22 protein-coding genes are annotated in these 26,476 nt (G+C 38.5%); 11 read left to right on the forward strand and 11 right to left on the reverse strand.

Going from position 1 to position 26,476, the window contains the following annotated elements:
* The first annotated feature begins 20 nt into the window (after positions 1-20).
* A complete protein-coding gene (locus ACP6L2_RS16085; protein ID WP_440510311.1) occupies positions 21-1,313 on the forward strand; it encodes an SGNH/GDSL hydrolase family protein in 1,293 nt (430 codons plus the stop codon).
* Between the two features lie 72 nt (positions 1,314-1,385).
* Here ACP6L2_RS16085 and ACP6L2_RS16090 read toward each other — a convergent pair whose 3' ends face one another.
* Positions 1,386-1,580, reverse strand: coding sequence for a hypothetical protein (locus tag ACP6L2_RS16090; RefSeq protein WP_440510312.1), 195 nt, complete (start codon positions 1,578-1,580; stop codon positions 1,386-1,388).
* Between the two features lie 564 nt (positions 1,581-2,144).
* Here ACP6L2_RS16090 and ACP6L2_RS16095 point away from each other — a divergent pair.
* From ACP6L2_RS16095 to argC, 4 genes are read left to right on the forward strand one after another with little or no spacing between them, the layout of a single operon-like run.
* Entirely contained in the window at positions 2,145-2,861 is a 717-nt protein-coding gene (locus tag ACP6L2_RS16095; RefSeq protein WP_344674994.1) for a GNAT family N-acetyltransferase, read from the forward strand.
* Between the two features lie 41 nt (positions 2,862-2,902).
* Positions 2,903-4,090 (forward strand): argininosuccinate synthase, encoded by a 1,188-nt coding sequence (gene argG / locus ACP6L2_RS16100; RefSeq protein WP_440510313.1) that lies wholly within the window; start codon positions 2,903-2,905, stop codon positions 4,088-4,090.
* A 1-nt stretch (position 4,091) separates the two neighbouring features.
* A complete protein-coding gene (locus ACP6L2_RS16105; RefSeq protein ID WP_440510314.1) occupies positions 4,092-4,538 on the forward strand; it encodes a GNAT family N-acetyltransferase in 447 nt (148 codons plus the stop codon).
* 50 nt (positions 4,539-4,588) lie between these two features.
* Positions 4,589-5,611, forward strand: coding sequence for an N-acetyl-gamma-glutamyl-phosphate reductase (gene argC, locus ACP6L2_RS16110; RefSeq protein WP_440510315.1), 1,023 nt, complete (start codon positions 4,589-4,591; stop codon positions 5,609-5,611).
* A gap of 79 nt (positions 5,612-5,690) precedes the next feature.
* Here the strand turns inward: argC and ACP6L2_RS16115 are convergent, their stop codons facing one another.
* The 3 genes from ACP6L2_RS16115 to sucC all read right to left on the reverse strand — a co-directional run bounded on the left by ACP6L2_RS16115 (position 5,691) and on the right by sucC (position 9,230).
* Positions 5,691-6,503 carry a hypothetical protein gene (locus ACP6L2_RS16115; protein WP_440510316.1) on the reverse strand — a complete coding sequence of 271 codons (813 nt, stop codon included), beginning with the start codon at positions 6,501-6,503 and terminating at the stop codon, positions 5,691-5,693.
* Positions 6,504-6,566: 63 nt separating this feature from the next.
* On the reverse strand, positions 6,567-7,892 hold the full coding sequence (gene hemL, locus ACP6L2_RS16120; protein ID WP_440510317.1) for a glutamate-1-semialdehyde 2,1-aminomutase: 1,326 nt from the start codon (positions 7,890-7,892) through the stop codon (positions 6,567-6,569).
* Positions 7,893-8,030: 138 nt separating this feature from the next.
* Positions 8,031-9,230, reverse strand: coding sequence for an ADP-forming succinate--CoA ligase subunit beta (gene sucC / locus ACP6L2_RS16125; protein ID WP_440510318.1), 1,200 nt, complete (start codon positions 9,228-9,230; stop codon positions 8,031-8,033).
* A gap of 215 nt (positions 9,231-9,445) precedes the next feature.
* Here sucC and ACP6L2_RS16130 point away from each other — a divergent pair, with 215 nt between their 5' ends.
* The gene (locus tag ACP6L2_RS16130) at positions 9,446-9,862 is read left to right on the forward strand and encodes an OsmC family protein (RefSeq protein ID WP_344675001.1); all 417 of its coding nucleotides are present in this window, start codon (positions 9,446-9,448) and stop codon (positions 9,860-9,862) included.
* 6 nt (positions 9,863-9,868) lie between these two features.
* Here the strand turns inward: ACP6L2_RS16130 and ACP6L2_RS16135 are convergent, their stop codons facing one another.
* The 7 genes from ACP6L2_RS16135 to ACP6L2_RS16165 form a co-directional block, all read right to left on the reverse strand.
* The gene (locus ACP6L2_RS16135; protein ID WP_440510319.1) at positions 9,869-10,879 is read right to left on the reverse strand and encodes a LacI family DNA-binding transcriptional regulator; all 1,011 of its coding nucleotides are present in this window, start codon (positions 10,877-10,879) and stop codon (positions 9,869-9,871) included.
* 31 nt (positions 10,880-10,910) lie between these two features.
* The gene (locus ACP6L2_RS16140; RefSeq protein WP_440510320.1) at positions 10,911-12,368 is read right to left on the reverse strand and encodes a S41 family peptidase; all 1,458 of its coding nucleotides are present in this window, start codon (positions 12,366-12,368) and stop codon (positions 10,911-10,913) included.
* A gap of 91 nt (positions 12,369-12,459) precedes the next feature.
* Positions 12,460-13,947, reverse strand: coding sequence for a S41 family peptidase (locus ACP6L2_RS16145; protein WP_440510321.1), 1,488 nt, complete (start codon positions 13,945-13,947; stop codon positions 12,460-12,462).
* Positions 13,944-14,501, reverse strand: coding sequence for an HAD family hydrolase (locus tag ACP6L2_RS16150; protein WP_440510322.1), 558 nt, complete (start codon positions 14,499-14,501; stop codon positions 13,944-13,946). The genes ACP6L2_RS16145 and ACP6L2_RS16150 overlap by 4 nt, the downstream gene beginning before the upstream one ends.
* Positions 14,502-14,505: 4 nt before the next feature.
* Complete coding sequence (locus ACP6L2_RS16155; protein ID WP_440510323.1) at positions 14,506-14,973, reverse strand: hypothetical protein; 468 nt, start codon at positions 14,971-14,973, stop codon at positions 14,506-14,508.
* Position 14,974: 1 nt separating this feature from the next.
* Positions 14,975-15,628, reverse strand: a complete 654-nt coding sequence (locus ACP6L2_RS16160; protein WP_344675007.1) for an ABC transporter ATP-binding protein — start codon at positions 15,626-15,628, stop codon at positions 14,975-14,977.
* A 568-nt stretch (positions 15,629-16,196) separates the two neighbouring features.
* Positions 16,197-18,353 (reverse strand): S9 family peptidase, encoded by a 2,157-nt coding sequence (locus ACP6L2_RS16165; RefSeq protein ID WP_440510324.1) that lies wholly within the window; start codon positions 18,351-18,353, stop codon positions 16,197-16,199.
* Positions 18,354-18,478: 125 nt separating this feature from the next.
* Here ACP6L2_RS16165 and ACP6L2_RS16170 point away from each other — a divergent pair, with 125 nt between their 5' ends.
* From ACP6L2_RS16170 to nth, 5 genes are all read left to right on the forward strand, one after another.
* Positions 18,479-20,101, forward strand: coding sequence for a S8 family peptidase (locus ACP6L2_RS16170; RefSeq protein ID WP_440510325.1), 1,623 nt, complete (start codon positions 18,479-18,481; stop codon positions 20,099-20,101).
* Positions 20,102-21,498: 1,397 nt separating this feature from the next.
* The gene (gene pruA / locus ACP6L2_RS16175) at positions 21,499-23,133 is read left to right on the forward strand and encodes an L-glutamate gamma-semialdehyde dehydrogenase (protein WP_440510326.1); all 1,635 of its coding nucleotides are present in this window, start codon (positions 21,499-21,501) and stop codon (positions 23,131-23,133) included.
* A 310-nt stretch (positions 23,134-23,443) separates the two neighbouring features.
* Positions 23,444-24,922: a DUF5687 family protein gene (locus ACP6L2_RS16180; RefSeq protein ID WP_440510327.1), complete on the forward strand. Its 1,479-nt coding sequence runs from the start codon at positions 23,444-23,446 to the stop codon at positions 24,920-24,922.
* 20 nt (positions 24,923-24,942) lie between these two features.
* Positions 24,943-25,638, forward strand: a complete 696-nt coding sequence (locus ACP6L2_RS16185; RefSeq protein ID WP_440510328.1) for an ABC transporter ATP-binding protein — start codon at positions 24,943-24,945, stop codon at positions 25,636-25,638.
* A 65-nt stretch (positions 25,639-25,703) separates the two neighbouring features.
* Positions 25,704-26,408, forward strand: a complete 705-nt coding sequence (gene nth, locus ACP6L2_RS16190; RefSeq protein WP_440510329.1) for an endonuclease III — start codon at positions 25,704-25,706, stop codon at positions 26,406-26,408.
* Positions 26,409-26,476 lie beyond the last annotated feature (68 nt).

The raw sequence follows: 26,476 nt of genomic DNA on the forward strand, positions 1-26,476 counted from the left end.
CTATTAAAATTATGAACATCATGAAAAAGAAATTTAACTTATATATCGGGCTGGCAATTTTAGGATTGGCCAGTTCATGTGCGCCTAGTTTAGATGAATTCGAGCCAAGCAAAGGATCTGCTGACTTTTCTAAGTTTATCGCTGTAGGAAACTCCTTAACCTCTGGATATGCCAACAACGGCCTCTATTTAGAAGGACAAAAAGTAGCATTCCCGAACCTAATTGCCGAGCAAATGAAAGCTGTAGGCGGAGGCGAATTTACTTCTCCATTCTTCAGTGCTGAACAAGCAAACGGAACAGGTTACATCAAATTAAAAGGTTTGGTAGATGGAAACCCAGTTACTGAACAAGTACCAGCTCAGGCAGTTCGTACGACAACACCACAACCATTGTTCACCAAGTATTTAGACCCTATTCAAAACTTAGGTGTTCCAGGCATGCGTTTGGACCTATCTTTAGTAGCTGAAATGAGCGGTACAGCAGGTAACCCATACTTCGAGCGTTTATTGCCAGATGCAGCGGTAGGAAAGACTAAATACATTGAGTATGCTGCTGCTCACGAACATAGTTTCTTCTCCTTTTGGTTAGGAAATAACGATGTGCTTGGTTATGCAACAAATGGAGCTGTAACTACAGGCCCAACAAACACGTTGATTAACACAACTACTTTCCAATTTGCATATTCTACTTTTATTGATGCTTTGACTAAAGCTGGCCAAAAAGGTGTAGTTGCGACTATCCCCGACGTGACAACAATCCCTTTCTTGAATACCGTAACTACTGCACGTATCAATGCAGGTGTGGAAGCAAAGACCAATGGACAAGTTAAGAACGTGGTAATAGCGACCAAAACAACTCCTCGAGTTGCTACCGCTGATGACCGTTTCGTATTGACATTCCCTACTGAAAAATTAGGTGTTCCTGATAATTTGGGAAGACCTTACGGTATTCACCCAGGAAATCCAATTGAAGACAAATATGTATTGGATAAGGATGAAGCTGCTCAGGTGGTTGAACGTGTGAATCAAATCAATGAAATCATCAAAACAATTGCAAAGTCAAAAGACCTAGCAGTTGCTGATGTACATGCTTTCTTGAACAAAGTAAAAGGTGGATATATCTACAATGGGGTTGCTATCAGTTCAGCCTACATTACAGGTAATGCCTTTTCATTGGATGGTGTTCACTTGACGCCAATGGGTAATGCTATTGTAGCAAACCTATTCATTGAAGCCATCAACAAACAATATAAATCAACGATTCCTACTGTAGATATCAGTAACTATCCGGGCGTAAAATTCCCTGGTGAATAATCGGAATCAATAAAAAAGAAAAGGCGTTGTGAAGAAGATCACAACGCCTTTTTTATGTTAAAATTATTAGACTTATTGTTTGTTTTTCAAACTATCTAAATGCATTTCTTGTTCTTGTTCGCGGGCATCAATCTGATGTTGTTTGTAGTTTTCCATAGCTAATTTACTAGCGGTTTGGGAGACAAGTACCCCAGCAAGAGCAATAACCGTAACTACAACAATTCCCCACATGTGTTTTTTCTTGTCTTGTTTCACTAACCAATACATGAAATAAACGTAAGGAATAACAAAAAGTATATAAAAAATAATGCTTGGACCTACCATGATGTATTTAAAATTTAGGCAAAACTAAGGATTTATTATGGTAAAGAAGCAGAAGTGGCTAATTGAACTAAAAACTTACAAAACAATGAAAGATTTTAAACGTTTCAATAAAGTGGGGGTCTAATTGAAAGGATTGCAAATAAGTTGAATAGATAAAGATTTTTGTATAAAAAAACTACAATGATATTGCATAAAAGAAAAAAATAATTGTTTACTTTTGCGCTGTCTGTTCACAGGATATAAAACGAGATAATAGATGATTTGTAACAAGTTGTTTTTGAGTTCATTCGAACAAGCTTCACAGAAGCTTGTCAGGAAGGCTTATTACAGTATTCGTTCGTTTAATTGTCCTGTACTTCGATTCCGACGACCTATTCTGCCTCGAGCTTGATTTACGAGGCAGGCAAATTTCCATGTTGGTTTTCCATCAAGCTCGATGGATGATTTTTTAAGTTAATTAGGTAATCCAAATACTTCGGTATTTCAATTTTTAGGTCGACAATATTAATGACACTTTCAGATTTTTTGATTATTCCCGCAACAGCTTCTCATGTTGACTATGCTGATGTGATTTGTAGTGAGATGTTCGAGTCCGCAAAGGCTCGAGGAACAGGCATTGCACGTCGTAAGCCAGAGTATGTGGCACGCAAAATGGAGGAGGGTAAAGCGGTTATCGCTTTACACAAGGATGGTACTTGGGCTGGTTTCTGTTACATAGAAACTTGGGGCCACGGGGACTATGTTGCCAATTCCGGATTGATCGTCAACCCTACTTTCCGTAAGGTGGGCTTAGCAAAGGCCATTAAGAAGCGTGTATTTGAATTATCAAGAGAGAAGTATCCAAAATCAAAAATATTTGGTCTTACCACTGGTTTAGCCGTGATGAAAATCAATTCAGATTTAGGATATGAGCCTGTAACCTATTCGGAATTAACGCAAGATGAGGAATTCTGGAAAGGATGCCAGTCATGTGTCAACTACGACATCTTAATGTCCAAGGAACGCAAGAATTGCATGTGTACAGCGATGCTGTGGGATCCTGAGGAAAAGGAAAAAGAATTGAAAGAGAAGATTCAACGTCGAGCAGAAGCAAAAGAACGTTTGGATAGGATCTCAAAAAAACAGTCTCTTTTGAAACGTATCGAGGCGAAGCTATGGAAGTCTACCAAGAAGTTCGTAGCGACCATATTACCGGTGGGCATTAAACCGGTAAAAGGATTTTAAATTGTTATTTTTGTAATTATCAGCATATTAATCGTTATAAGATGAAAAAAGTAGTTTTAGCATTTAGCGGTGGTTTAGATACCTCATTTTGTTGTATCTATCTATCACGTGACTTAGGTTTAGAAGTTCATTCCGTAATTGTCAATACAGGCGGGTTCTCCGAAGAAGAATTAGTAGCTGTTGAAAAACGAGCTTATGAACTTGGCGTAAAGTCGCATACTACAATCGATGAGACAGAAGATTATTACAAGGATACCATCAAGTATTTAATCTTCGGTAATGTGCTTAAGAATGCTACCTATCCACTATCTGTATCGGCAGAGCGCGTTTGCCAAGCAACTGCAATTGCGAATTACTGCAAGAAAATCGGTGCTGAATGTGTGGCACACGGTTCTACAGGAGCAGGTAATGACCAGGTACGTTTTGATATGATCTTCCAGACACTTATTCCTGGTATTGAGATCATCACGCCTATCCGCGATTTGAAATTATCTCGTGAGGCTGAAATTGATTATTTAAACAGTCATGGTGTTGAATATTCTGCAGAAAAAGCAAAATATTCTATCAATAAAGGACTTTGGGGAACTTCTGTAGGAGGTGCTGAAACCTTAACGTCCAACCAATACCTACCGGAGTCGGCATGGCCTACCCCTATCACTTCAACAGAGCCACAACAAGTGACAATTGACTTCGAAAAAGGTGAACCAGTAGCTTTTAACGGTAACCGCATCGGTGCTGTACGTGTGATTCAAGAGCTGCAAGCCTTGGCTCAGCCTTATGGCATTGGACGTGACATCCATGTTGGAGATACCATCATTGGTATTAAAGGTCGTGTAGGATTTGAAGCAGCGGGTCCTCTTATCATTATCAAAGCTCACCATGCCTTAGAAAAACATACTTTGACTAAATGGCAATTATCGTGGAAAGACCAATTATCAGCTTTCTACGGAAACTATATGCACGAAGGTCAAATGCACGATCCAGTGATGCGCGATATGGAAGCTTTCTTACAAAGCGCCCAAGAAACAGTGACAGGACGTGTGTTCGTTGAATTACACCCACACCGCTTCATTATCTTAGGTATTGAATCAGACCACGATTTAATGTCTAATAAATTTGGTAGCTATGGTGAAATGAACGAAGGTTATACGGGTGATGATGTAAAAGGCTTCTCTAAAATCTTCGGTAACCAAACGATTATCTGGCACAAAGTAAACAGCAAAGGCTAAGATGATCTGCAGAGCCACATTGGAACAGTTGGATGATTTGGGGACATTATTTGATGCTTATCGGGTTTTTTATAAACAAGAATCAGATTTAATTCGCTCCAAAGCATTTATTCTAGATCGGTTACAGAATAAAGAATCCATTGTTTTTATGGCTTTTGACGACGATAAAGCTGTGGGTTTCACCCAACTCTATCCAAAGTATTCTTCAGCGAGAGCGGTAAAGAATTGGATCTTAAACGATCTATATGTTCAACCTGAATACAGGAAGAGTGGTTATGGGGAACAATTAATCGAAGCAGCAATGAGCTTTGCAAAATCAGAAGGCGCTGTATTTGTGCAATTGGAAACACAGGTTGATAATTCCACTGCCCAATCCCTGTATCAGAAATTAGGGTTCCAATTGCAAGAACCCGATACGGAGTTTTTATTATATAAACGATTAACATAATAAGATGGGCGCAATAGGGATATTGTGCCCATTTTAGTAAATAAATGACTATGCAAAAGATTAAGGTAGGCATCGTAGGTTCCGCCGGATACACCGGAGGGGAGCTGCTACGGGTCTTAATTTACCATCCGAATGTAGAAATCGTATTTGCGAATTCAGCATCTAATGCAGGCAATAAACTATCGGATGTTCACAACGATTTATTTGGGGATACCGAAATGACTTTCAGTTCGGATTTTCACAGCGATATTGATGTTTTATTCCTTTGTGTTGGACATGGTGATGCCCGCAAATTCTTAGAGGCAAATCCAGTTGATCCTAAGGTTAAGATTATCGATCTTTCTCAAGACTTCCGATTGAAATCCAATACAGCATACCAAGGAAAGGATTTCGTATATGGTTTACCGGAATTGAACAAAGAGGAAATCAAATCTGCGCAATACATCGCCAACCCGGGTTGTTTCGCAACGAACATTCAATTGGCTTTACTACCATTGGCAAGCAAAAGATTATTGCCAGATCAAATCCACGTCAATGCAACGACTGGGTCAACGGGCGCTGGTCAAAAACCAACATTAACAACTCATTTCTCCTGGAGAAACAATAATTTATCGGCCTACAAATCTTTCGATCACCAACATCTTCAGGAGATTTCCGAGTCTTTGAATCAGCTACAACCGGGCTTCCTAGCGGATACTGAAGCCGGTTCTTTAATGCAACGTGCAGCGGATAAAATCAACTTTATACCGCAGCGAGGTGACTTCCCAAGGGGAATATTCTCTGCTATTTATGTAGATTCAGTTTTATCGGAAGAGGAAGCTTACGATTTGTATAATACCTATTATGCAGAACATCCTTTTACGCATGTTTCCAAAGCAAATATTGATCTTAAACAGGTCGTGAACACCAATAAGAGTATTATCCACATCGAGAAGCACGGTAATAAACTGTTGATCTTGAATGCTACGGATAACTTGTTAAAAGGAGCTTCGGGACAGGCCGTACAAAACATGAATCTATTATTCGGATTGGATGAACGTGCTGGCTTAAACTTGAAGTCTGTAGGGTTTTAATTGAACAATAATCAGCATAAAGAAAGCCCGATGAATTTTGACATTCATCGGGCTTTTATTTGAAGTTAATCCTATCCGCTTATTGCGCCATCAGATTAATTGTTCTTTCTACAGATACATTATCTCCAGTTACTGCATTTCCATCTTTATCCACCAACACCAACTTCACAGTTGCTTCGCCTTTTGGAAGGTTTAAGATTTCATAAGGAACCCATTGATCTAAAGTAAACTCTTGACCATTGATGGTTGCTTTTATTTTGTTCGCATCAGCCCCTAAGGTCGTGTTTGCCACAAAGAAATCCAGCAACAGTACATTTGTTTCATCGCCTTTATAATCGCCTTTAGGACGGCTATAGAAGATAGAAGGTTCTGTTGGCTTTGGAAGTTCAGCAATCTTACCATCAGCTTCTACTTTGAACTTAATCAATTTGGAAGCATCTGCTGTCTTGATCGACTCATGGAATGAGCGCGATAAAAAGGACATTAAGTAATGCTCTGAATTCAAAGGCACGGTAAATGTATGCTCAGGTTTGTACAAAGCAACATAAGGTGTATTATCCAAAATAAAGTGGATATGCTGACCATCATGTGAATTTGCCATGTGGTGAGTATGCTCTGTTTGCTCTGTTAACTTAAAGTTCGAAACATCGTATTTTACCGTAATCTTTGCTGAGTCTGTTCCTAACTTTTCCGAAGTTAGGGATGCGATCTTTAATGTCGCTCCAGGGAACTCTTTAGCGTGCGGCAATGGGTTTACAGCAATGGCTCCAACCGAATCAGAAAGTGCCGTAGAGTCCTTTACTTCACCATCTTTATTCTTGGTCGGTGTATTACACGATGCCAAAACTAGTGTAGCAGCTGCTACTGCTAATGCCGATTTAATTGTTTTCATGTTAAAGTTTTTTGTCAAAATTGTTTTTAGTAGAACAAATAAACTTCAATTTGGTTTTACCTCTTATTGAAACACAAGATCTAATGCTGCTTTTATAGCCGTCAAAGTAGTTTTTAAATCCTCCTCGGTATGTGCTGCAGAGATAAATCCAACCTCATATCCTGACGGGCCAAAGTAAATCCCACGATTTAATAATTCGCGGTGCATCACCTTATATTTCTCCATGGATGTAGGATCAATTTCATCCGCTCGCTGAATATTAGCATTACTAGAGAAGGCAAACCAGAAAATGGAACCAATCGTACTAATATTCAATTCATAGTTTTTCTCTGCAATATAAGCACGTAGTTCTTCTACGAATGCCTGAGTTGTTTTCTCCAATCCTTCATAGAAACCAGGTCTAGCCAAAATGGATAATGCAGCAATACCTGCAGCCATCGCAACTGGATTTCCAGACAATGTCCCAGCTTGGTAAACAGCTCCATCTGGTGAAATACTTCCCATGATTTCATGAGATGCTCCATAAGCTCCAACTGGCATCCCGCCACCGATAATCTTACCATAAGTAAGGATATCCGGTTGTATATCGTAGTATTTTGAAGCACCTTCAAATCCCAAACGGAATCCTGTGATCACCTCATCAAAAATCAATAAGGAACCATTGTTTTTTGTAATATCACGTAGGAAATGAATGTAGTCTTTATCTTGAATTAACAAGCCATTATTCGCTGGCACACCTTCAATGATAACCGCAGCAATCTGACCTGGGAAATCAGCAAATACTTGCTCTAAAGCTTTCTTGTCGTTCAAAGCAATAACGATGGTCTCATCAGCAAAAGCCTGAGGAACTCCAGCAGAAGAAGTTTCACCAAAGGTTACTAAACCCGATCCAGCTTTTACCAGTAAGGAATCCGAGTGACCATGGTAACAGCCTTCAAATTTAACGATCTTATCACGCTTGGTATATCCTCTAGCTAAACGAATAGCAGACATGACAGCCTCCGTACCAGAACTTACGAAACGAATTTTCTCAATTTTCTTGTTATTATTTAAGATCAATTCTGCCAATTGATTCTCCAATGCAGTAGGTGCACCAAAGCTTAAACCTTTACCCAGTTGAGCTTGTACAGCCTCGCGAATTTCTTCATTATTATGACCTAAGATTAAAGGTCCCCAAGAACAACAATAGTCAATAAACTCATTGCCATCCGCATCCCATAAATGAGCTTTATCGCCACGCTCAATAAATAATGGCGTTCCATATACAGATTTAAAGGCACGCACTGGAGAATTTACTCCACCAGGAAAATAAGCCTTTGCCTTTTCAAATAATTCCGCTGATTTCTTACGTGAAATATCCGAAGTAGATGTTGTCATGATGTAATTCATTTTGTTTGCACAAAGGTACAGTTTAGTACTGAGGAATAGGAAGCTGCGTAAAGGAAATAGCCCATTTGATGTTAAAATTATGTCAAAACAAAAAGGCCCCCAATACTGGAGGCCTCTTATATCTAATGAAGAAGGAGATTATTTACCTTCGTTCAATACTTTAGTTACTAATTCAGCAGCTTCTTTCAATAAGATTGCTGAGTAAACTTTTAATCCTGACTCATCGATCAATTCTTTAGCTTCTTTAGCATTCGTACCTTGAAGACGAACGATAATTGGCACTGGAATATCACCGATTTCGTTGTAAGCATCGATTACACCTTGAGCAACTCGGTCACAACGAACGATACCACCGAAGATGTTGATTAAGATAGCTTTTACATTAGGGTCTTTAAGGATAATGTTGAAGCCAGCTTTTACAGTTTCAGCATTAGCAGTACCACCTACGTCTAAGAAGTTTGCAGGTTCACCACCAGCTAATTTAATGATGTCCATTGTTGCCATCGCTAAACCAGCACCATTCACCATACAGCCCACGTTACCATCTAATTTAACGTAGTTTAAGTTTGACTCACCAGCCTCAACTTCTGTAGGATCCTCCTCAGCGATATCACGCATAGCAGCGATATCTTTATGACGGTATAAAGCATTCTCATCCAAGTTTACTTTCGCATCTACTGCTAAGATCTTGTCATCAGAAGTTTTTAATACAGGGTTAATTTCGAACATAGAAGCATCGATAGAATCGTAAGCTTTGTATAATGCCGCTACGAACTTAACCATGTCTTTGTGCGCAGCACCTGTAAGACCTAAGTTGAATGCGATTTTACGAGCTTGGAATCCTTGTAAACCTACTTTAGGATCGATCTCTTCTTTGAAGATTAAATGAGGAGTTTTTTCAGCTACCTCTTCGATGTCCATACCACCTTCTGTAGAGTACATAATGATGTTACGACCTTTTGCACGGTCTAACAATACAGACATGTAGAATTCTTTAGTTTCACTTTCTCCAGGGTAGTAAACATCCTGAGCGATTAAAACCTTATTAACTTTTTTACCTTCTGGACCAGTCTGCGGAGTTACAAGTTGCATACCGATGATGTCGTTTGCACGTTGCAATACTTCATCATGGTTTTTTGCCAACTTCACACCACCACCTTTACCACGGCCACCCGCATGGATCTGTGCTTTTACCACAACCCAATCCGAGTTGAATTCTTCCTTCATTCGCTTAGCAGCCTCTACAGCCTGCTCTGGGGTCTCGGCAACAATACCTTCTTGTACGCTTACTCCGAAACTCTTAAGTATTTCTTTTCCTTGATATTCGTGAATGTTCATTGATAAAAAAATTTGATGTAAAAATAGCGTATTTATTCCGAAGGGACAAGTTATTATTTGGATTAATTTCTTTGCTAAACCCATATTTTCTTTTCCCCTACTCCCCCACTCAAAAAATGATTTTACACGTACATTCAAAGCCCTCTTATGTGACTTTTGACACCAAGAGCGCCGTATTTTTTCGTAAATTTGTAGGCATCTAAAATAGCTAGATCATGAAAGTAGAATTAAAACGTTTAAATCAAGGCGTTCATTTTGAAGCCTCTAGTGAATTATCATCCGTAAAGGTGAATATCGATGGTCCAGACTCTATCGGTGGTGAAGGTAAGGGTGTTCGTCCTATGGAATTGGTTCTTATGGCATTAGGTTCTTGCAGTGTCTTCGATTTGACAACCATCTTGCAAAAACAACGTCAAGACCTACAAGATATACAAGTGGAAGTTCAAGGCGATCGTCGTGAGGAAATCCCCAATATTTTCACCAAGATCCACATCGCTTTTAAATTAAAAGGTGATATTGATGAAGCCAAAGCACAAAAAGCAGCTGAATTAGCTGTCAAGAAATACTGTTCTGTACACGATATGCTAGCCAATGGTGGCATAGATATCACTTACAGTATTCAAATAAATTAATTAGGATTATTTCAATACTAATTTTGATGGGAATACAACATGTTGCGGCGTAGCAACATGTTCTTTCTTATCGATACAGTCAAAAAGTATCTCCGCAGCCTTCTGTGCCTGCACATCCGGATACTGCTCAATACTCCCCATAGGTGGATTATCCATGTATTTCCAAAGCGGATAATTCGCATAGCTAATGAAGAACATATCCTGATTAAGGATAATACCACGCTGCTTCGCATAGCGAATTAAATCTAAGGTTACAAAGTCATTAAAAGAGACGACTGCAGATGGTCTATCGGCTAAGGAGCATAACTTCTCCATCGCTTCTTCATTTCCGTGCTCCGTCAAGTCTGTATGAACAATGTAACTCTCTTCAGCAGAAATACCTTGCTTTGCTAAAGCTTTCAAGAAAGCTTCCGAACGTTCCTTAGATGCCAACAAAGCCTCAGGCCCATTGATTAAAGCAATCTTACGGTGCCCACGATCCACAAATGCATCGATAGCCTCCACCATTCCTGAAGAAAGATCGGAATACACCTTATGCACGTTGTCTAAATCAGGAACACAGTCAAAGAAAACAACTGGAATTTCTGTTTTGGAAAGAATATCTTCAAAGTCGGTGTCACCGGTGTTTTTACCCATGGAAATCAATATTCCATCGACACGGTGTTTTTTAAAAGTCTGAATGATTTGAGCTTCACGGTTTTCATTGTCTAGGGATTGTCCAAGGAGTACCGTATATTTTTTATCTTCAGCAACCGTTTCAATGGCACTGATCGCTTCCGAGAAAAAAGGCTCAGATAATTTGGGAAGTATTACCCCAATGGTAAAAGTTTTACGCTGTTTAAAAAATATAGCAGTCTGATTAGGCTCATAAGCCATCTCTTCAGCCATTTTCTTTACACGCATGGTAGTCACCAAGCCAATGCTGGGGTGATCGTTCAAAGCGCGTGATACCGTGGAAGGCGATATTTTCAACTTCCGCGCAATTTCTTTAATCGTTGTTGGTTTATTTCCTGCCATGCAGTAAAGTTAATAATTAAATAACGATTTTTTAATCCTTTATCATGTTCCTCATCGGTATTTTGTTAACCATCACCGATTGGCTACTTGGAGATGCTCCAACACGGGTACTTGCCTTCGCACTGGCTCCTGTTAAAGTGTATGAACCTGTCTTGATGTGAGCCAATGCCGTTGCTAACATCGTCTCTCGGGTATCACCAAAATCAAAACGCACATTATCCAATACCCCAGCCTTATCTGCTGGAATACCATCCCAATAGTCTGTATAACCGTCCTTATTAACAATTTTAAACGAGGCAGCCCACAATCCAGCAGTATTCATAATATCCTGACGGAAAAACCCTACCGGCTTACCATATGTACTTCCATGCTCTCCAATGATGTAAACCTTTGCATAAGGCTTTAATACCGAGATTACGATTTCTGATGCTGAGGCCGTGTAGTCTGACACTAAGAAATAAACATCTGTTATTTCGGTATTATTTCTTTTATTAAATAGTACATCAGCGAAGTCGCCACCAGGGTTCGTTTCACTTTTCATATTTTTATTGACGTCATAGCGAAACATCAGCTTGCCAGCTCCAGAACTATTGACAATCTTGTTAGCTAAGTAAATAGCCGTACTCACATAGCCACCCGTATTATAACGCAAGTCGACTACAATTTTCTTAATTCCTGCTGATCCAAAACTGTTAAAAGCCTTTTCCATGGCATTGTACATGGCAGTATAATTACCCGAATCATCTGTCATTTCCTCAAATGAAGAAAATGCAAAATAACCGACCTTATTGTTATCCACCGTGTATACAGAATCTTTCACTACTGGAAAAATATCGTAAGTTTTATTTTCTATCGTTTTTTCGATTTCTACTCCATTACGAAGCACTTTCATCGTAAGCATGGACTTATTCAGTTCATTATTAACGGCATTGTAGTTTGCATAGGTAACATTGGACAACTCATTCATTTTAATAACCTTGTCACCACGTTTAAATCCGGCCACTGCTGCAGGTGAACCTCCTTCCACCATTCCGATGTATAATGGTGCCGTCGGTGCATTGCTTTCAAAAACCACGAATAGACCAAATCCATCGTAGGTATCCGCCCGGCTGCTTGCACCAAAATTAGAGCTCAAATTCTCGATCCAGGAAAAACGATCCAAAGGGCCTGTATAATCCTCCAAGGGACTATTGGGGCCATGAAATACATAGTCGTTTTTCACCGGAGTCTGATTCATCAAAAAAGTCAACAAACTATTGTTCTTGGTATACTTATCTGAGATATCCGAAATGGGATTGTAGGTTGGGATTGAAGATTCCCAATAGGAGTATAATTTATAATAGTAATAGATACTGTCCCTTACCTTCTGCTCTTTGGTCCTGGCACTTGGCTCAGGTCCAGGTTTTGGTGGCGAAGGTACATTTTGGGGATCCTTCTTACAGGCTAAAAATGTAAAAAGTATGACAGCGATAATAAATCTATTCAGCATGTGCTCAATCTTTAATTCATGTTATTTTTTATATTGCTTCCAAGAAAGCAAATTCAAAGTAATAGACTCAGCACATACTGAATGGATTAACTTAAAATGCTGTTGGAAGTGATTTTATTTCATCAGCAAATTTATACATACCAATTCCCTGAGGATTCACTGGCTGTTTATTACTTGGCTCCATTTCCGCTTTACCAGCACGACTAGTTTTACGTAAGCTTGCGCTAGCAGAAGATGAACGATAGCTACCATTCGCAATGTGGTATAAAGCTTCCGACAGCATACCTTCTGATGGATCACCTAATTGCTTGGTAAACCCTTCATAAGCATCTTTTTTCGAACCTATTAACCCTGTGAAATAATCACCATCTCCTTTTGAGTTCAACAACTGGAAAGAAGTAATATAATATGAAGCGTATCCTTTTAAAACTTTAGACTCAAAAAATCCTACAGGCTTACCGTATGTACCAGCATTACCAGTACTGATAATTTGAACATCCATATATGGTTTTAAGTTATTAATAACCAACTCACTTGCAGAAGCTGTAGATTTGGTTACTAAGAAATAAACACGTTTTAAATTTAAGGTATTTGTCTTGTCAAAATTAACCGGACCAAACGGCATACCCTCATTATTTAAACCTTCATCAATTAAGTGTTTATTAATCTTATACTTGTACATTGAGCTTTTTGCATAAGCAGTTGGAACCAAGAAATTAGATAACTCTTCTGCAGATAAAGTAGATCCACCACCGTTGTAGCGTAAGTCGACAACCAACTCATCTACTCCAGCAAACCCATCAAAAGCAGCTTTCATTTTATTATAGTGCTCATTAGGCTTGCCACCGGTATATACGTTAATAAAGGATGTATAAGCAAAATAACCAACCTTCTTGCCATTCAATTCCAGCACTTTGTTGGTTAAAATCGGATCCATTTTATAAGATGTACCAGTTACGGTAATGGTACTTGCTTTTCCATCTGGGCTAACAACCTCCAACACCAACTTATCTCCCGTAAAGAATTTCTGATATAATTCAATTGCTTTTTGGTCATTTGAACCATTTGGGTCTAACAACACATTCTTATCACCATTCACACTGACAACTTTCATTCCCCGAGTTAAACCAGCATCTGCTGCAGGAGATCCTTTTTGTACTAAACGAATATACATTTGAGCCTTTGTGGCACCAGCAGTTTCCAATAAGAAGATTGGGATAGCTCCTGTTTCTTTATAAACACCTTGTTGAATCTCTGAGCTTACATCACCTGTGCGATCTACAAAACTGAATCGATCTAATGTAGCATACTTTCTCAAATCATTCAATACGGCCTCCGCATCTTTAAATTTACCGGTATAAGCCTGTAAATCAATTTGATCACCCTTAATTACAGGGGCAGGCAATTTATCTTCCCATAAGGATAAAGCTAGCGAATAATAATAGGCTGAATCTCTAAATAAAGTTTCTTTATCGGGGTCTTTACCATCTCCATCTCCTCCATTTGTAGGATCCTTTTCACAGCTGCTTGCAAAAAACATGGCAATCAGTGCACCGAATAATATACTCTTCTTAATCATAATTTGGTTATTTTTTCTTTTAGATATAAAATGTCCTTTGGAATAACTCCATTTTCATAAGCAATATAAGGAATAGGATCAATATTTCTAAACAAGAGTTCATCAGAAAAGTACACTCGGATTCCCTTATCTAGTCCTTGCCAGTCAATATGTTTCAGCTTATTTAATTGCAAAGCAGGATTTCCCGCGGTTAATACAGCAATGGTTTTTCCTTGCTCAATCAAGCTGGCGAAAAGCAATTTTATTTCATTATACAATAGTAATTTTAACGGGAGATGCCCATTTACTTGCAACCGTTCAAAGTTTTCGGCATAATCTTCCTTGAATGAAAAGTGCTTTCTTACTTCTTCAAAAACGGCATCTTCTCCTTTTTCTAATAAAATATTTTTCATGAATTCAGTAAGACTGCTTGCCAAACTTTCACCCTCATTAAATTCTACAAATTGTCCAAATAAATAGTAAATCTGTAACAAAAAATCTTGCTTTGGATAGAGGACATCATCTAATTCGAAAAGGTAAAGTTTTTTGTCCAAAGGCAGCTCATTCCACTTCATCTGCTTATACCGTTATAATGGCCAATTCTTCTTGATTATCTGATAATAACAACAAGCCAGTAGCCGGTAAAGAAAGGCTTTGCTCGTCTGTTAAGGATTGCCCTTTGGAATAAACCTGAATAGGCACTTCAGAACCTGGATTCTCAATCACAAAATATAATGGAAGGTCGGCCAAATTTGGTACTAATGGCTGAATATCGTATTCTTCAAAAAGAAGTTTAGATTCCGCCAGACTCTCCAGCTCCGAATAACCTAATGGTAGGATATAATCGATTTGATTATCCAAACAATATTTTAAGATTTCATGAGCAAAGGTTGGGTTGCCTCCTAAAGGAATCTGCGGATAAGTATTTCTCAAAAATGAAGGCACTTCTTCTGAACTTGCGAAGAGCACCTCAAACTTATTCTTTAACAAATTGGCTACACGTTGTGCTAGCGGACGTGTACCGTAAGTAATTAAAATCTTCTGCATATTAATAAATCAATCCGTCACGCATATGAATAGTGCGGTCGGATATACGAGCCAAATCCTCGTTGTGGGTTACAATAATAAAAGTTTGTTGCATCTTGTCCCTAAGGTCAAAAAACAGCTGATGCAATGCCGTAGCATTCTCTGAATCTAAATTACCCGAAGGTTCATCTGCCAATACCAGGGTTGGATTGTTGATCAAGGCACGAGCTACGGAAACACGTTGCTGCTCTCCTCCCGACATTGCCGAGGGCTTATGTCCTGCGCGGTGTTTTACACCTAAGATATCCAATAACTCCATCCCACGTGCTTCTACTGCTTGACGATCTTGCCCTGCAATATATCCAGGGATACAGACATTCTCCAAAGCTGTAAATTCCGGCAACAAGTGGTGAAACTGAAACACAAAGCCAATATGTTTATTTCTGAATTCACTCAATTGCTTTTCATTGAGGGAAAACACATCCTGACCTTCGATCAATATCGTACCACGGTCTGGTTTATCCAATGTTCCAATGATGTGCAATAGCGTACTTTTTCCAGCACCCGATGCCCCAACGATGGAAACAATCTCGCCTTTCTTAACCGTCACACTGACACCTTTAAGAATTTCCAATTTCCCGTAGGACTTAAATATATTGTTGGCTTGTAAGATCATATTGCGAAAATAAGAAAAGGAATCCGAAAATTAGACTAAGCTATTGCAATGCTACATACAGGATCTATACAAGGTAAAGTGAAGCTATATTTTGCTTCGATACTCTTAAGGAATTTGTTAGGATTTTAGTCGGAACTCCTTCGGATCTCGTTCGCTTCTAACCGAACGAGATCCGAAGGAGTTCCGAACAAGTTCCGAAGGAGATCCGAAGAAGTGTCGAAGGAAACAGGTGAAATAGATGGGAGACAACAGACAAAAGACACCAGATATAGGACCTATTGGCGGAATAACAAATTCGCTATTTACAACTCAGAGCGAAGCGAAGAGTCTGAGCCCTGCGGGCAGTAGTTAGTCGATAGTAGTTAGTAGTTAGACCTATTGGCGGAATAATTCATTAAAAGTTAAGTCATTAAAAATAGATTCGATACAATTTTCGACGACTGTTTACCAATCTTTCTGACATTTTTTCCAATGAGTTCTTTCATCTTAATCTCTTATCAAAAAAAGACCCTTAAAGACATCATATCAATCTTTAAAGGTCTAAATACTAAATACTTACTACTAAATACTATTCAAAAATTCCTTCCAGCTTAAACAAGAAAGCATAATTAAGCGCTACATCTTTGAGGTAGTCAAATCTGCCGGATGCACCGCCATGTCCATAGTCCATGTCTGTTTTTAGGAGGATGACATTTTTACCTTGTTGTTTGGTTCTCAATTTAGCTACCCATTTTGCTGGTTCAAAGTACTGTACTTGTGAATCGTGGAGTCCAGTGGTAACCAATAGATTTGGATAGGCTTTCGCGTCAATATTTTCATATGGGGAGTATGACTTCATGTAGTCGTAGGCATCTTTGTTATTTGGATTCCCCCATTCGTCATATTCATTGGTGGTCAATGGAATGCTTTCGTCTAACATGGTGTTGACAACATCTACAAAAGGAACTTGTGCAATTACACCGTTCCATAGTTCTGGAGCCATGTTGATGACTGCCCCCATAAGTAGACCTCCGGCACTTCCTCCTTGTGCATATAAATGCTTGGAAGATGTATATTTTTGATCGATCAGGAACTTACCACAGTCGATAAAGTCAGTAAACGTATTGATCTTCTTCATCATTTTACCATCTTCATACCATTGTCTACCCATCTCTTCACCACCACGTATATGTGCTATTGCATAGATAAATCCTCTATCCAATAAGGATAATCGGGTTGAACTGAAAGTTGGGTCCATAGAGCTCCCATAAGAACCATAAGCATAGAGCAGCAATGGTGCTTGTCCATCTTTTTTCGTTCCCTTTTTATAGACGATAGAGATTGGTACTTCCACCCCATCACGCACTTTAGCCATCACTCGCTCGGTCACATATTCCTCTTGCTTATAGCCTCCCAAAACTTCCTGTTGTTTCAACAAGGTTTTCTCTTTGGACTTCATGTTATAATCGTAGGTCGAGGATGGTGTAACCATGGAGGTATAACCATAGCGAACGACATCAGTATGGTATTCTGGATTGGCACTGGAATAAACGGTATATGCCGCCTCACCGAAGTCCAAATAATGCTGGCTGTTGTCTTTTAAATTACGGACAGCAAGGTTAGTTAGCCCATTCTTGCGTTCTGAAATAACTAAGTAGTTCTCAAATTCGTCTAAACCTTCGATTAGAACATCCTTACGGTGTGGGATGTATTCTTTCCAGTTCTCTTTACCTGTTTTATCCAAAGGGGTTTCCATGACCTTAAAGTTCTGCGCTTGGTCATTGGTAACAATCAAGAAACGATCAGCTAATGGAGTTACATTATATAGAACATCCTTCATACGAGCTTGAAAAACTTTAAATGTTCCATTTGGATCATCAGCTTTCAGGTATAGGGTTTCAGAACTTAATGTTCCCCCAGATTGGATAAAAATATATTGTTGGTTTTTAGATTTCCAGACTCCAATATAATTAGTATTGTCTTTTTCTTCATAAACAACCGCATCAGATTCACTATTTGTACCTAATGTATGACGTTTGATTTTTTCCGTTAGCAAGGTTACAGGATTCTTGGCAGTATAGAAAACAGTTTTGTTATCCGCTGCCCAGGTAGCAGATCCTGTTGTTCTAGTAATCCTATCTTTCAGGATTTCTCCGGTTTCTAAGTTCTTGAAATGAATTACATATTCACGACGGGATACGGTATCCACACCATAAGCTATCATTTTATTGTCTGGACTCACTGCTACACCTCCTACGGCATAATAAGGAAATCCTTCGGCCATCTTATCCACATCTAGCAAGATTTCCTCCGGAGCATTTAGACTACCTTTTTTGCGGCAGACTTTATAGTATTGTTTCCCCTCCTCTGTACGTTGGTAATAATAATAACCATTCATCAGATAAGGCACACTCTCATCAGTTTCTTTGATTCTTGCTTTCATTTCTTTAAACAATTCATCTTGAAACTTTTCAGTGTCTTTCATCATGGCCGATGTATATTGGTTTTCGGCCTCTAAATATGTAACAACTTTGCTAGAATCAGGTCCTTTTTTAAAGTAGTCATTCATCCAATAATAGGGATCTTGAACAGTATCACCATGGATAATTCGCTGATAAGCTTTTAATTCCGCAATTGGCGGAGTGGCATCAGGCCAGTTTATAGAGTCTTTTTTCACGTTATTTTGTTGGGAGCAAGAAGACAGCACTAAGGCTGATATTAAACCAAAAACAATTTTATGTCTCATATATTTAAATTAATAATGGTTGAATAATGCGTTAAAAATAATATTTATTATCTGGTATTTTAGATTAATTAACAGATTCGTACGTTGTAAAATCTTATTTTTGGAAAATTATAATTCTAATCTATATGTTTAAAACAAATAAATTGTTGTGTTACTTGGCTTTTGGCCTTATTCCGAGTTTAGGTTTAGCACAACAAAAGGATACCCCACCAGCTAATTGGTTCAATTTAGACTACAAAAAAGATGGTGTAATGGGCATTAGTACTGAGCGTGCTTATGAATTGTTGAATGGCCGTAAGGCTAAACCAGTAATTGTAGCAGTTCTAGATGGAGGAGTGGATGTAAAACACGAAGACTTAAAAGATGTCTTGTGGACCAATCCAAAAGAAATTCCTGGAAATGGAAAGGATGATGATGGAAACGGTTATATCGATGACATTCATGGTTGGAACTTCATCGGGAATGCCAAAGGTGAAAATGTAGATCAGGATAACTTAGAAGTTACACGATTGATCCGCATTTATGAGCCGAAGTACCTTTCGGTATTACCTTCTACCCCACTATCAGAAAAGGAGCGTCGTGAGTTTGTGGCTTACCAAAAGATGATTACCGACTACACCAAGAAAATGGATGAGGCTGCTTCTGGTAAAATGACCTATAGCCGTATCAAAATGGAAATGGATGCATTAATTAAGAAGATCGGTAAAGAGCCTAAGGACATTAAACAGGCTGATTTGGACAATGCAAAAGATTTGACATCAGTTCAAAAAAATATTCTTCGCAATGCTAAAAGTGAGATCGAAAAAAATGGTTTCGAATCCGTTTATGAAGATTTGAAAGAAGGAGCAAAATATTTCAGCGATCAGGTAGATTTTCACTTGAACAAAGATTTCAATCCTAGACCATTAGTTGGCGACGATTATGAAAATGTCAATGACCGCAATTATGGCAATCCTGATGTAAAAGGTCCAGATGCAGGCCACGGAACACACGTTGCAGGTATTATTGGTGCAAAACGCGACAATAAACTTGGTATCAATGGTGTTTCTGATAAAGTACAGATCATGGCAGTACGCTTAGTTCCTAATGGTGACGAGCGAGATAAAGACGTCGCTAATGGAATCCGTTATGCGGTTGACAATGGCGCAAAGGTTATCAACATGAGCTTTGGTAAGGGATATGCCTACAATAAAAAAGCAGTAGATGATGCCGTTAAATATGCGGAATCTAAAGATGTCTTGTTAGTTCATGCTGCTGGTAATGACGCAAGCGATAATGATGTGGTTAAGAATTTCCCAATGAAGTATTTTACAGATAGTGTAGATGCTGTAATTGGAGAAGCGAAAAACTGGATCACCGTTGGTGCTACTGGATGGAACTTAGATTCTGACTTATTGGCTGAATTCTCTAATTATGGCTACCGTAGTGTGGATGTATTTGCGCCAGGTGTTAAGATTTACTCGACTATGCCTGAAAACAAATACAAAGACCAACAAGGAACGAGTATGGCAGCACCAGTGGTTGCAGGTTTAGCAGGATTAATCCGCGCTTACTACCCTACGCTTACCGCTGAGCAGGTGAAACAAGTCATCATGAAAAGCGTAACGAAAGTAGACCAAAAAGTAAAAGTTAAAGGAGAATCAGGAAGTAAACGCGTTTACTTAGATGAGATCTCTGTAAGCGGTGGAATTGTGAATGCATACCAAGCAATTGTAGAAGCTAATAAGATGGTTTCGAAAAAAAAGTAAAAAAATGTTAAATCTTTCACAATATTGCTAAGTATCTTGCGTTTAGATAAATAAAAACACAGATGCTTATGGTTGAAAATTCTACTAAAACAAATGAATTAAACTACGAAGACCAATTCTCAGGAATTATACAAAATAATGAAGTTGAGGTTTCATTCGAAGATAAAATTAGAGGTTGCATTTCGCAATTATCGAAAGATCCAGAAGAAAGAACAATAGCAAACATACTCAACTACTCCAAGAGTCTTCGTACTTTATAGGACAAAGCCATCCAGACAGCGGGATGGCTTTGTTAGTTATTGATGAGACCGCTTCGCTTTTAGATGTGAGATTTGAGACCGCTTCGCTGTTAGATATGAGATGTGAGATAGAAAGGTGGATAGTTTATATTCCTTACAACTCAGAGCAACGCGAAGAGTCTTTTCACTCTCCCCACAAAATCGCGTCATCGTGAATCGAAGATGAACGAACTTTAAACTATACACATCAGAATAAGTAAATAGATTGAGATAGATCTAGTTATAGGGCGGTCGAACCATGCTTCGACCCTACAGTTATGGGTAATAAAAAACAATATTTTTACGATTGTTTGTAGGGACGATGCATGCATCGTCCGCCATCTAGTATATCCTCAAATCTGTTTTCTGTTGTCTGAATTCTGGTGTCTATCAAAACAAAAAACGGGCGGACATTCCGTTCGTTCTCGTCGGGGACAGATCCCCTTCCTTCGAACTCACTCAGTACCGCCCCTACCTAACGTGCTATCTATACAGCTTACTATTAAGCGATTAGTAGCACACATACGTAGGGTCAGTACTAAACGCAGCGGAATGTCTGCCCGATTTAAAAAAGGTAGTTAGACCGCTTCGATATTAGATATGAGATCGTAGGGGTGATTTTATTTAAGCGGTCGAAGCATGCTTCGACCCTACAGTTTTGGGTAATAAAAAACAATATTTTCACGATTGTTTGTAGGGGCGATGCATGCATCGCCCGCCAATGCTTCGATAAAAAATTCTATAAAGTTTGAAGTTCGTTCGGCTAGCCTCACGATGACTCGATTTTTTGGGTAGGGAGATGAGACTCTTCGCTTCGCTCTGAGTTCTAAACATTGTTTTTGTTTTTCCTTCCTAGGTCTAACTACTAACTACTATATACTAACTACTGCCCGAAGGGCTATCTACCAAAACTGTCTATTCTTCACAAATTATGATTAGCATCACAACAAAATATGTTAATAATATGGCTTTATATGTTTCAATAAAAAGCTGAATATTGCGTAACTTCGAAGAAGTAATTTTTTACCCAATAGCTTGAAGGTTATTTGGTTTACAGCTTAACCAATGAGCTTTTGGGAATTAATAAACGTAAAAAAATAAATAAAACGATATTGAATTATGTTAAAAGGATTCTTTAATGTACCAACGCCTACTAACGAGCCAGTATATTCATACGCTCCAGGAAGCAAAGAAAGAAGTTTATTGAAAGAAGCAATTGCTGCGGCTCGTGCTACTGAAATCGATATTCCGATGTACATCGGATCGGAAGAGGTTACTACTGGTAAAAAAGTAAAAATTGCACCTCCGCACGATCACCAACATGTTTTAGGTTATTACAATCAAGGAACAAAAGAGCATGTTACACAAGCTATCAATGCTGCATTAGCGGCTAAAGATGCTTGGGAAAACCTTCCATGGGAACAACGTGCAGCTATTTTCTTGAAAGCAGCTGAATTGATTTCTAGCAAATACCGTTATAAATTGAATGCAGCAACCATGTTAGGTCAATCGAAAAATGCTTATCAAGCAGAAATTGACTCGGCATGTGAGATCGCTGACTTCTTACGTTTCAACGTAAAATACATGACGGAGATTTACCAACAACAACCTCCTATCAGCCCTAAGAATGTATGGAACCGTGTTGAACAACGTCCTTTAGAGGGTTTTGTTTTTGCATTAACGCCATTCAACTTTACAGCGATTGCAGGTAACTTACCTACATCAGCTGCAATGATGGGTAACGTGGTGGTTTGGAAACCTTCCAATGCGCAGATTTACTCAGCAAATGTATTGATGGAAATCTTCAGAGAAGCAGGTGTTCCAGCTGGTGTTATCAACTTGGTTTATGTATCGGGTCCTGACGCTGGTGATGTAATCTTCAAACACCCTGACTTCGCAGGTATCCACTTTACAGGATCTACAGGTGTATTCCAAGATATCTGGAAAACAATTGGTGAAAACATCCATGTTTATAAAACTTACCCTCGTATCGTAGGTGAAACAGGTGGTAAAGATTTTATCTTAGCTCACCCATCTGCAGACTTAGAGGTATTAAATACAGCTTTAGTTCGTGGAGCTTTCGAATACCAAGGACAAAAATGTTCTGCAGCATCTCGCGCATACGTTCCTAAATCTTTATGGAAAGATTTAAAAGGAATGATGGAAAGAGATATCAAGACTTTCCAAATTGGTGGTACAGAAGATTTCTCTAACTTCATTAATGCAGTTATCGACGAGAAAGCATTCGACAAAATCACGAAATACATTGATCGTGCTAAAGAATCTAAAGATGCTGAGGTAGTGATCGGTGGTGAATACGATAAATCAAAAGGTTACTACATCAACCCTACGGTTATCGAAGCTAAAAAAGGTGATTACGAAACCTTAAGCGAAGAGTTATTCGGCCCTGTATTGACTGTTTATGTTTATGATGACAATAAATGGGAAGAAACCTTAAAATTAGTAGATACTACTTCAATCTACGCATTGACAGGTTCTATCATTGCACAGGACCGTTATGCTATTGATGAGGCTACTCATTACTTACGTAATGCAGCTGGTAACTTCTACATCAACGACAAGTGTACAGGTGCTGTTGTAGGTCAACAACCATTTGGTGGTGCTAGAGGTTCAGGTACAAACGATAAGGCTGGTTCTATGATCAACTTATTACGTTGGGTTTCTCCAAGAACTATCAAGGAAACTTTCAATCCAGATACGAACTACCGTTATCCATTCTTATTAGAAGATTAATTAGCGATAATTTAAGATAAAACGAAAGCCAAGGGAATTTTCTCTTGGCTTTTTTATTTTTTATTGTAACAAAATCCTCCTTCCATAAACTAACCTAAAAAAGACATTATTTCTTGTAATTCATCTTTCAAAACAAAATGATAGAGCAGTTCAAAAAATAATTGTATTTTAAACATTGAAAACCAAAAAGTCCAACAACTTGACAAAGACCCAAAATCTATGATCAAAAGTCTATGTCTAAAATCTGTGGCCTTACATCTTTTGTCTATTATCTGTTGTCTTTAATCTATTATCTAATTTAATAAAACCTATGTTTCGACGCTTATTATCCTTAGAATGGAAATCATTTTTCCGATCAGCAAGTTTTGGCAAAAGCTTGGGAGTTAAAATTTTGATGGGTTTTATGGCCGTCTATTTTTTATTAAGTTTTATAGGACTTGGCTTTGGACTCTATTTTTTGATGGAGGAATTAAATCCGCAAGGAGAACCATTATTGCTTGTTAATGATTTTCTATTGTTTTGGTTTTTAGGTGAATTTATTCTTCGGTTTTTGATGCAGAATCTTCCGGTAACTGAGATTAAACCACTATTGACAAAGAGAATATCCAGAACCAGCATTGTCCATTTCCTAATGGCAAAGTCGAGCTATTCTTTTTTCAATGTACTCACGCCAGCAGCTGCCATTCCTTTCATCATTGTGTGTTTAAGCAAAACAGATTATAGTGCAACATCCTTAATTGCTTGGTTAATTGCTGTTATTGCGATGATTTATTCTATCAATTACCTTAACATTTGGATACAGAAGCGATACTCCTCTAATCTGAAGGCCATCATACCGTTCATTGTTGTCTGTATTGCTTTAGTAGCATTGGAATACTTTAAGGTCTTTTCCATTTCCAATCTCTTTGGTCAATTCTTCGACTATATCCTAGTTTATCCTGTATTGGCTATTATACCTATTGGGCTCGCGGTCTTTAGCTACCTCCTTACATTTAAGAGTATCAAAGACAATCTTTATCTAGATGCCTACTTGGAAACCAAAGAGTCTAAAGTGCAAACAACGGATTTAAGTTGGACTAGTCGTTTCGGAGATTTATCTCCCTTCTTACAATTGGACTTAAAGCTTATATGGCGAAATAAAAGAACAAAAAATGCGGTTCTACTATGTCTAGCTTTTTTAGCATATGGCCTATTTTTCTATTTCACGCCAAAATACAATGGAACAGGCATGTTGGTATTAGTGGGAATCTTTATTACAGGAATTTTTATTATCAATTTTGGTCAATATATCCCTGCTTGGGATAGTTCCTATTTTGCATTTTTTAAAACCCGTCCAATTAGTATGGTCAGGTATCTGCAATCCAAAGCACTGCTTATGTATCTCTCTGTCGTAGTGCTCACCATCCTAAGTACGTTTTATGTTTATTTTGGATGGGATAAATTATATGTGAATGTGGCATGTGCCATTTACAATATGGGCGTAAATGTTCCTATAATTTTATTATTTGGTGCATACAACCGCAAGCGTATCGATCTTTCAGAAGGAAATATGATGAACTACCAAGGAATGGGCATAGCGCAATGGTTGGTGGGAATTCCCTTAATTGGTTTACCAATGATTATATGGTATGCGATGAAATTTATCTTCGACCAAGGCACAGCCAATTTGGTATTGATTGGAATAGGTGTAATCGGTTTATTATTACATCAGGTTATCATTAAAGGTTTGGCGGAACTATACAACGAGAAGCACTACGTCATGCTCGAGGGATTTAAACAAAAAGGCTAACAATTAGAAAACAAGAAGACATGATAAGCATAAAAAATCTGACAAAAGAATATAATGGTGTTCAGGTATTACGTATTGCCGACTTAGAAATTAAAGCTGGGGAAAGCGTAGGGTTAGTGGGTAACAATGGGGCCGGAAAAACCACCTTATTTAGTTTGATGTTGAATTTAATCCAGGCAAATACAGGCGACATTAGCATCAATGGTGTGAAGGTAAATGAGAGTGAAAAATGGAAGGATTTTACAGGATCATTTGTAGATGAGAGTTTCCTTATTAGCTATTTAACACCAGAGGAATACTTTTATTTTATTGGGGAATTAGCCGGAGTAAACAAAGTGGATGTGGATCAATTTGTAGGTCAGTTTACGGAGTTCTTCAATGGTGAAGTCTTGGCAAAGAACAAATATATCCGTGATCTTTCCAAAGGTAACCAGAAGAAAGTAGGCATAGTTGGAGCACTGATAGGTAATCCTGAATTGATCATATTAGATGAACCATTTGCGAATTTAGATCCAAGTTCACAATTCCGCTTGAAGAACCTTATTCGTCAATTAATGGAAAAAGGTGAAATGACCATCTTGATCTCCAGTCATGATCTTTCTCATACCGTAGAAATATCAGATCGCATTATTGCCTTACAAAAAGGCGAAGTGGTAAAAGATCTGATGACATCGACAGAAACTCTGGAAGAATTGACGACCTTCTTTTCGGTTTAACGAATATTTCCTTTTAATGGGGTGATGCATGCTTCGCCCCATAGGCAAATTCCTTATATTTGTATATGCTTAAGAAAGATCGATACAAGGCATTTGTAGACTACTTTTCTACCCATAATCCGGATGCAGAGACGGAATTAAATTATGGGAATCCCTATGAATTATTGGTGGCTGTCATTTTATCGGCACAATGCACTGATAAGCGCATTAATCAAGTTACCCCTGCTTTATTCGAACGCTTCCCTGACCCAGAGAGTCTAGCGGCAAGTACATCTGATGAGGTGTTCACTTATATTCGTTCGGTGAGCTATCCAAACAATAAGGCTAAGCATTTGGTCGGAATGGGCAAAAAGCTTGTCGAAGAATTCAACTCGGTAGTTCCGGAAAAGGTAGAAGACCTAGTCAAGCTTCCTGGAGTGGGCAGAAAGACCGCCAATGTAATCTCCTCCGTAGTGTATCATAATCCGGCTATGGCTGTAGATACCCATGTATTCCGTGTGAGTAATCGCCTAGGATTAACAAGTCGAGCGACTACCCCATTAGCTGCAGAAAAACAATTGGTAAAAAACTTGCCGAAAGATACCATCGCTATGGCTCATCACTGGCTAATCTTGCATGGCAGGTATATCTGTGTTGCTAGAAAACCCAAATGTGAGATCTGTCCGATAACTTATTTCTGTAAATATTTTGAACAAAAATATAAGGTAAAAGCTGTTTTACCAGCCACAGAGGCTAAAAAAGAGAATGAGAGAAATTGTTTATATAAATAAACTAATTTTTTTAGCATAAAATTTGCAACTTACTAAACTATACCTTACTTTTGATAATAATATACTAA

Source organism: Sphingobacterium lactis, from assembly GCF_051951495.1.
Taxonomy (GTDB): domain Bacteria; phylum Bacteroidota; class Bacteroidia; order Sphingobacteriales; family Sphingobacteriaceae; genus Sphingobacterium; species Sphingobacterium lactis_A.

Excerpts from the sequence above, each read along its gene's own strand:
- ACP6L2_RS16085 (WP_440510311.1), top strand. The coding sequence starts at position 21 with ATGAAAAAGAAATTTAACTTATATATCGGGCTGGCAATTTTAGGATTG.
- ACP6L2_RS16090 (WP_440510312.1), bottom strand. The coding sequence starts at position 1,580 with ATGTATTGGTTAGTGAAACAAGACAAGAAAAAACACATGTGGGGAATT.
- ACP6L2_RS16095 (WP_344674994.1), top strand. The coding sequence starts at position 2,145 with ATGACACTTTCAGATTTTTTGATTATTCCCGCAACAGCTTCTCATGTT.
- argG (WP_440510313.1), top strand. The coding sequence starts at position 2,903 with ATGAAAAAAGTAGTTTTAGCATTTAGCGGTGGTTTAGATACCTCATTT.
- ACP6L2_RS16105 (WP_440510314.1), top strand. The coding sequence starts at position 4,092 with ATGATCTGCAGAGCCACATTGGAACAGTTGGATGATTTGGGGACATTA.
- argC (WP_440510315.1), top strand. The coding sequence starts at position 4,589 with ATGCAAAAGATTAAGGTAGGCATCGTAGGTTCCGCCGGATACACCGGA.
- ACP6L2_RS16115 (WP_440510316.1), bottom strand. The coding sequence starts at position 6,503 with ATGAAAACAATTAAATCGGCATTAGCAGTAGCAGCTGCTACACTAGTT.
- hemL (WP_440510317.1), bottom strand. The coding sequence starts at position 7,892 with ATGAATTACATCATGACAACATCTACTTCGGATATTTCACGTAAGAAA.
- sucC (WP_440510318.1), bottom strand. The coding sequence starts at position 9,230 with ATGAACATTCACGAATATCAAGGAAAAGAAATACTTAAGAGTTTCGGA.
- ACP6L2_RS16130 (WP_344675001.1), top strand. The coding sequence starts at position 9,446 with ATGAAAGTAGAATTAAAACGTTTAAATCAAGGCGTTCATTTTGAAGCC.
- ACP6L2_RS16135 (WP_440510319.1), bottom strand. The coding sequence starts at position 10,879 with ATGGCAGGAAATAAACCAACAACGATTAAAGAAATTGCGCGGAAGTTG.
- ACP6L2_RS16140 (WP_440510320.1), bottom strand. The coding sequence starts at position 12,368 with ATGCTGAATAGATTTATTATCGCTGTCATACTTTTTACATTTTTAGCC.
- ACP6L2_RS16145 (WP_440510321.1), bottom strand. The coding sequence starts at position 13,947 with ATGATTAAGAAGAGTATATTATTCGGTGCACTGATTGCCATGTTTTTT.
- ACP6L2_RS16150 (WP_440510322.1), bottom strand. The coding sequence starts at position 14,501 with ATGAAGTGGAATGAGCTGCCTTTGGACAAAAAACTTTACCTTTTCGAA.
- ACP6L2_RS16155 (WP_440510323.1), bottom strand. The coding sequence starts at position 14,973 with ATGCAGAAGATTTTAATTACTTACGGTACACGTCCGCTAGCACAACGT.
- ACP6L2_RS16160 (WP_344675007.1), bottom strand. The coding sequence starts at position 15,628 with ATGATCTTACAAGCCAACAATATATTTAAGTCCTACGGGAAATTGGAA.
- ACP6L2_RS16165 (WP_440510324.1), bottom strand. The coding sequence starts at position 18,353 with ATGAGACATAAAATTGTTTTTGGTTTAATATCAGCCTTAGTGCTGTCT.
- ACP6L2_RS16170 (WP_440510325.1), top strand. The coding sequence starts at position 18,479 with ATGTTTAAAACAAATAAATTGTTGTGTTACTTGGCTTTTGGCCTTATT.
- pruA (WP_440510326.1), top strand. The coding sequence starts at position 21,499 with ATGTTAAAAGGATTCTTTAATGTACCAACGCCTACTAACGAGCCAGTA.
- ACP6L2_RS16180 (WP_440510327.1), top strand. The coding sequence starts at position 23,444 with ATGTTTCGACGCTTATTATCCTTAGAATGGAAATCATTTTTCCGATCA.
- ACP6L2_RS16185 (WP_440510328.1), top strand. The coding sequence starts at position 24,943 with ATGATAAGCATAAAAAATCTGACAAAAGAATATAATGGTGTTCAGGTA.
- nth (WP_440510329.1), top strand. The coding sequence starts at position 25,704 with ATGCTTAAGAAAGATCGATACAAGGCATTTGTAGACTACTTTTCTACC.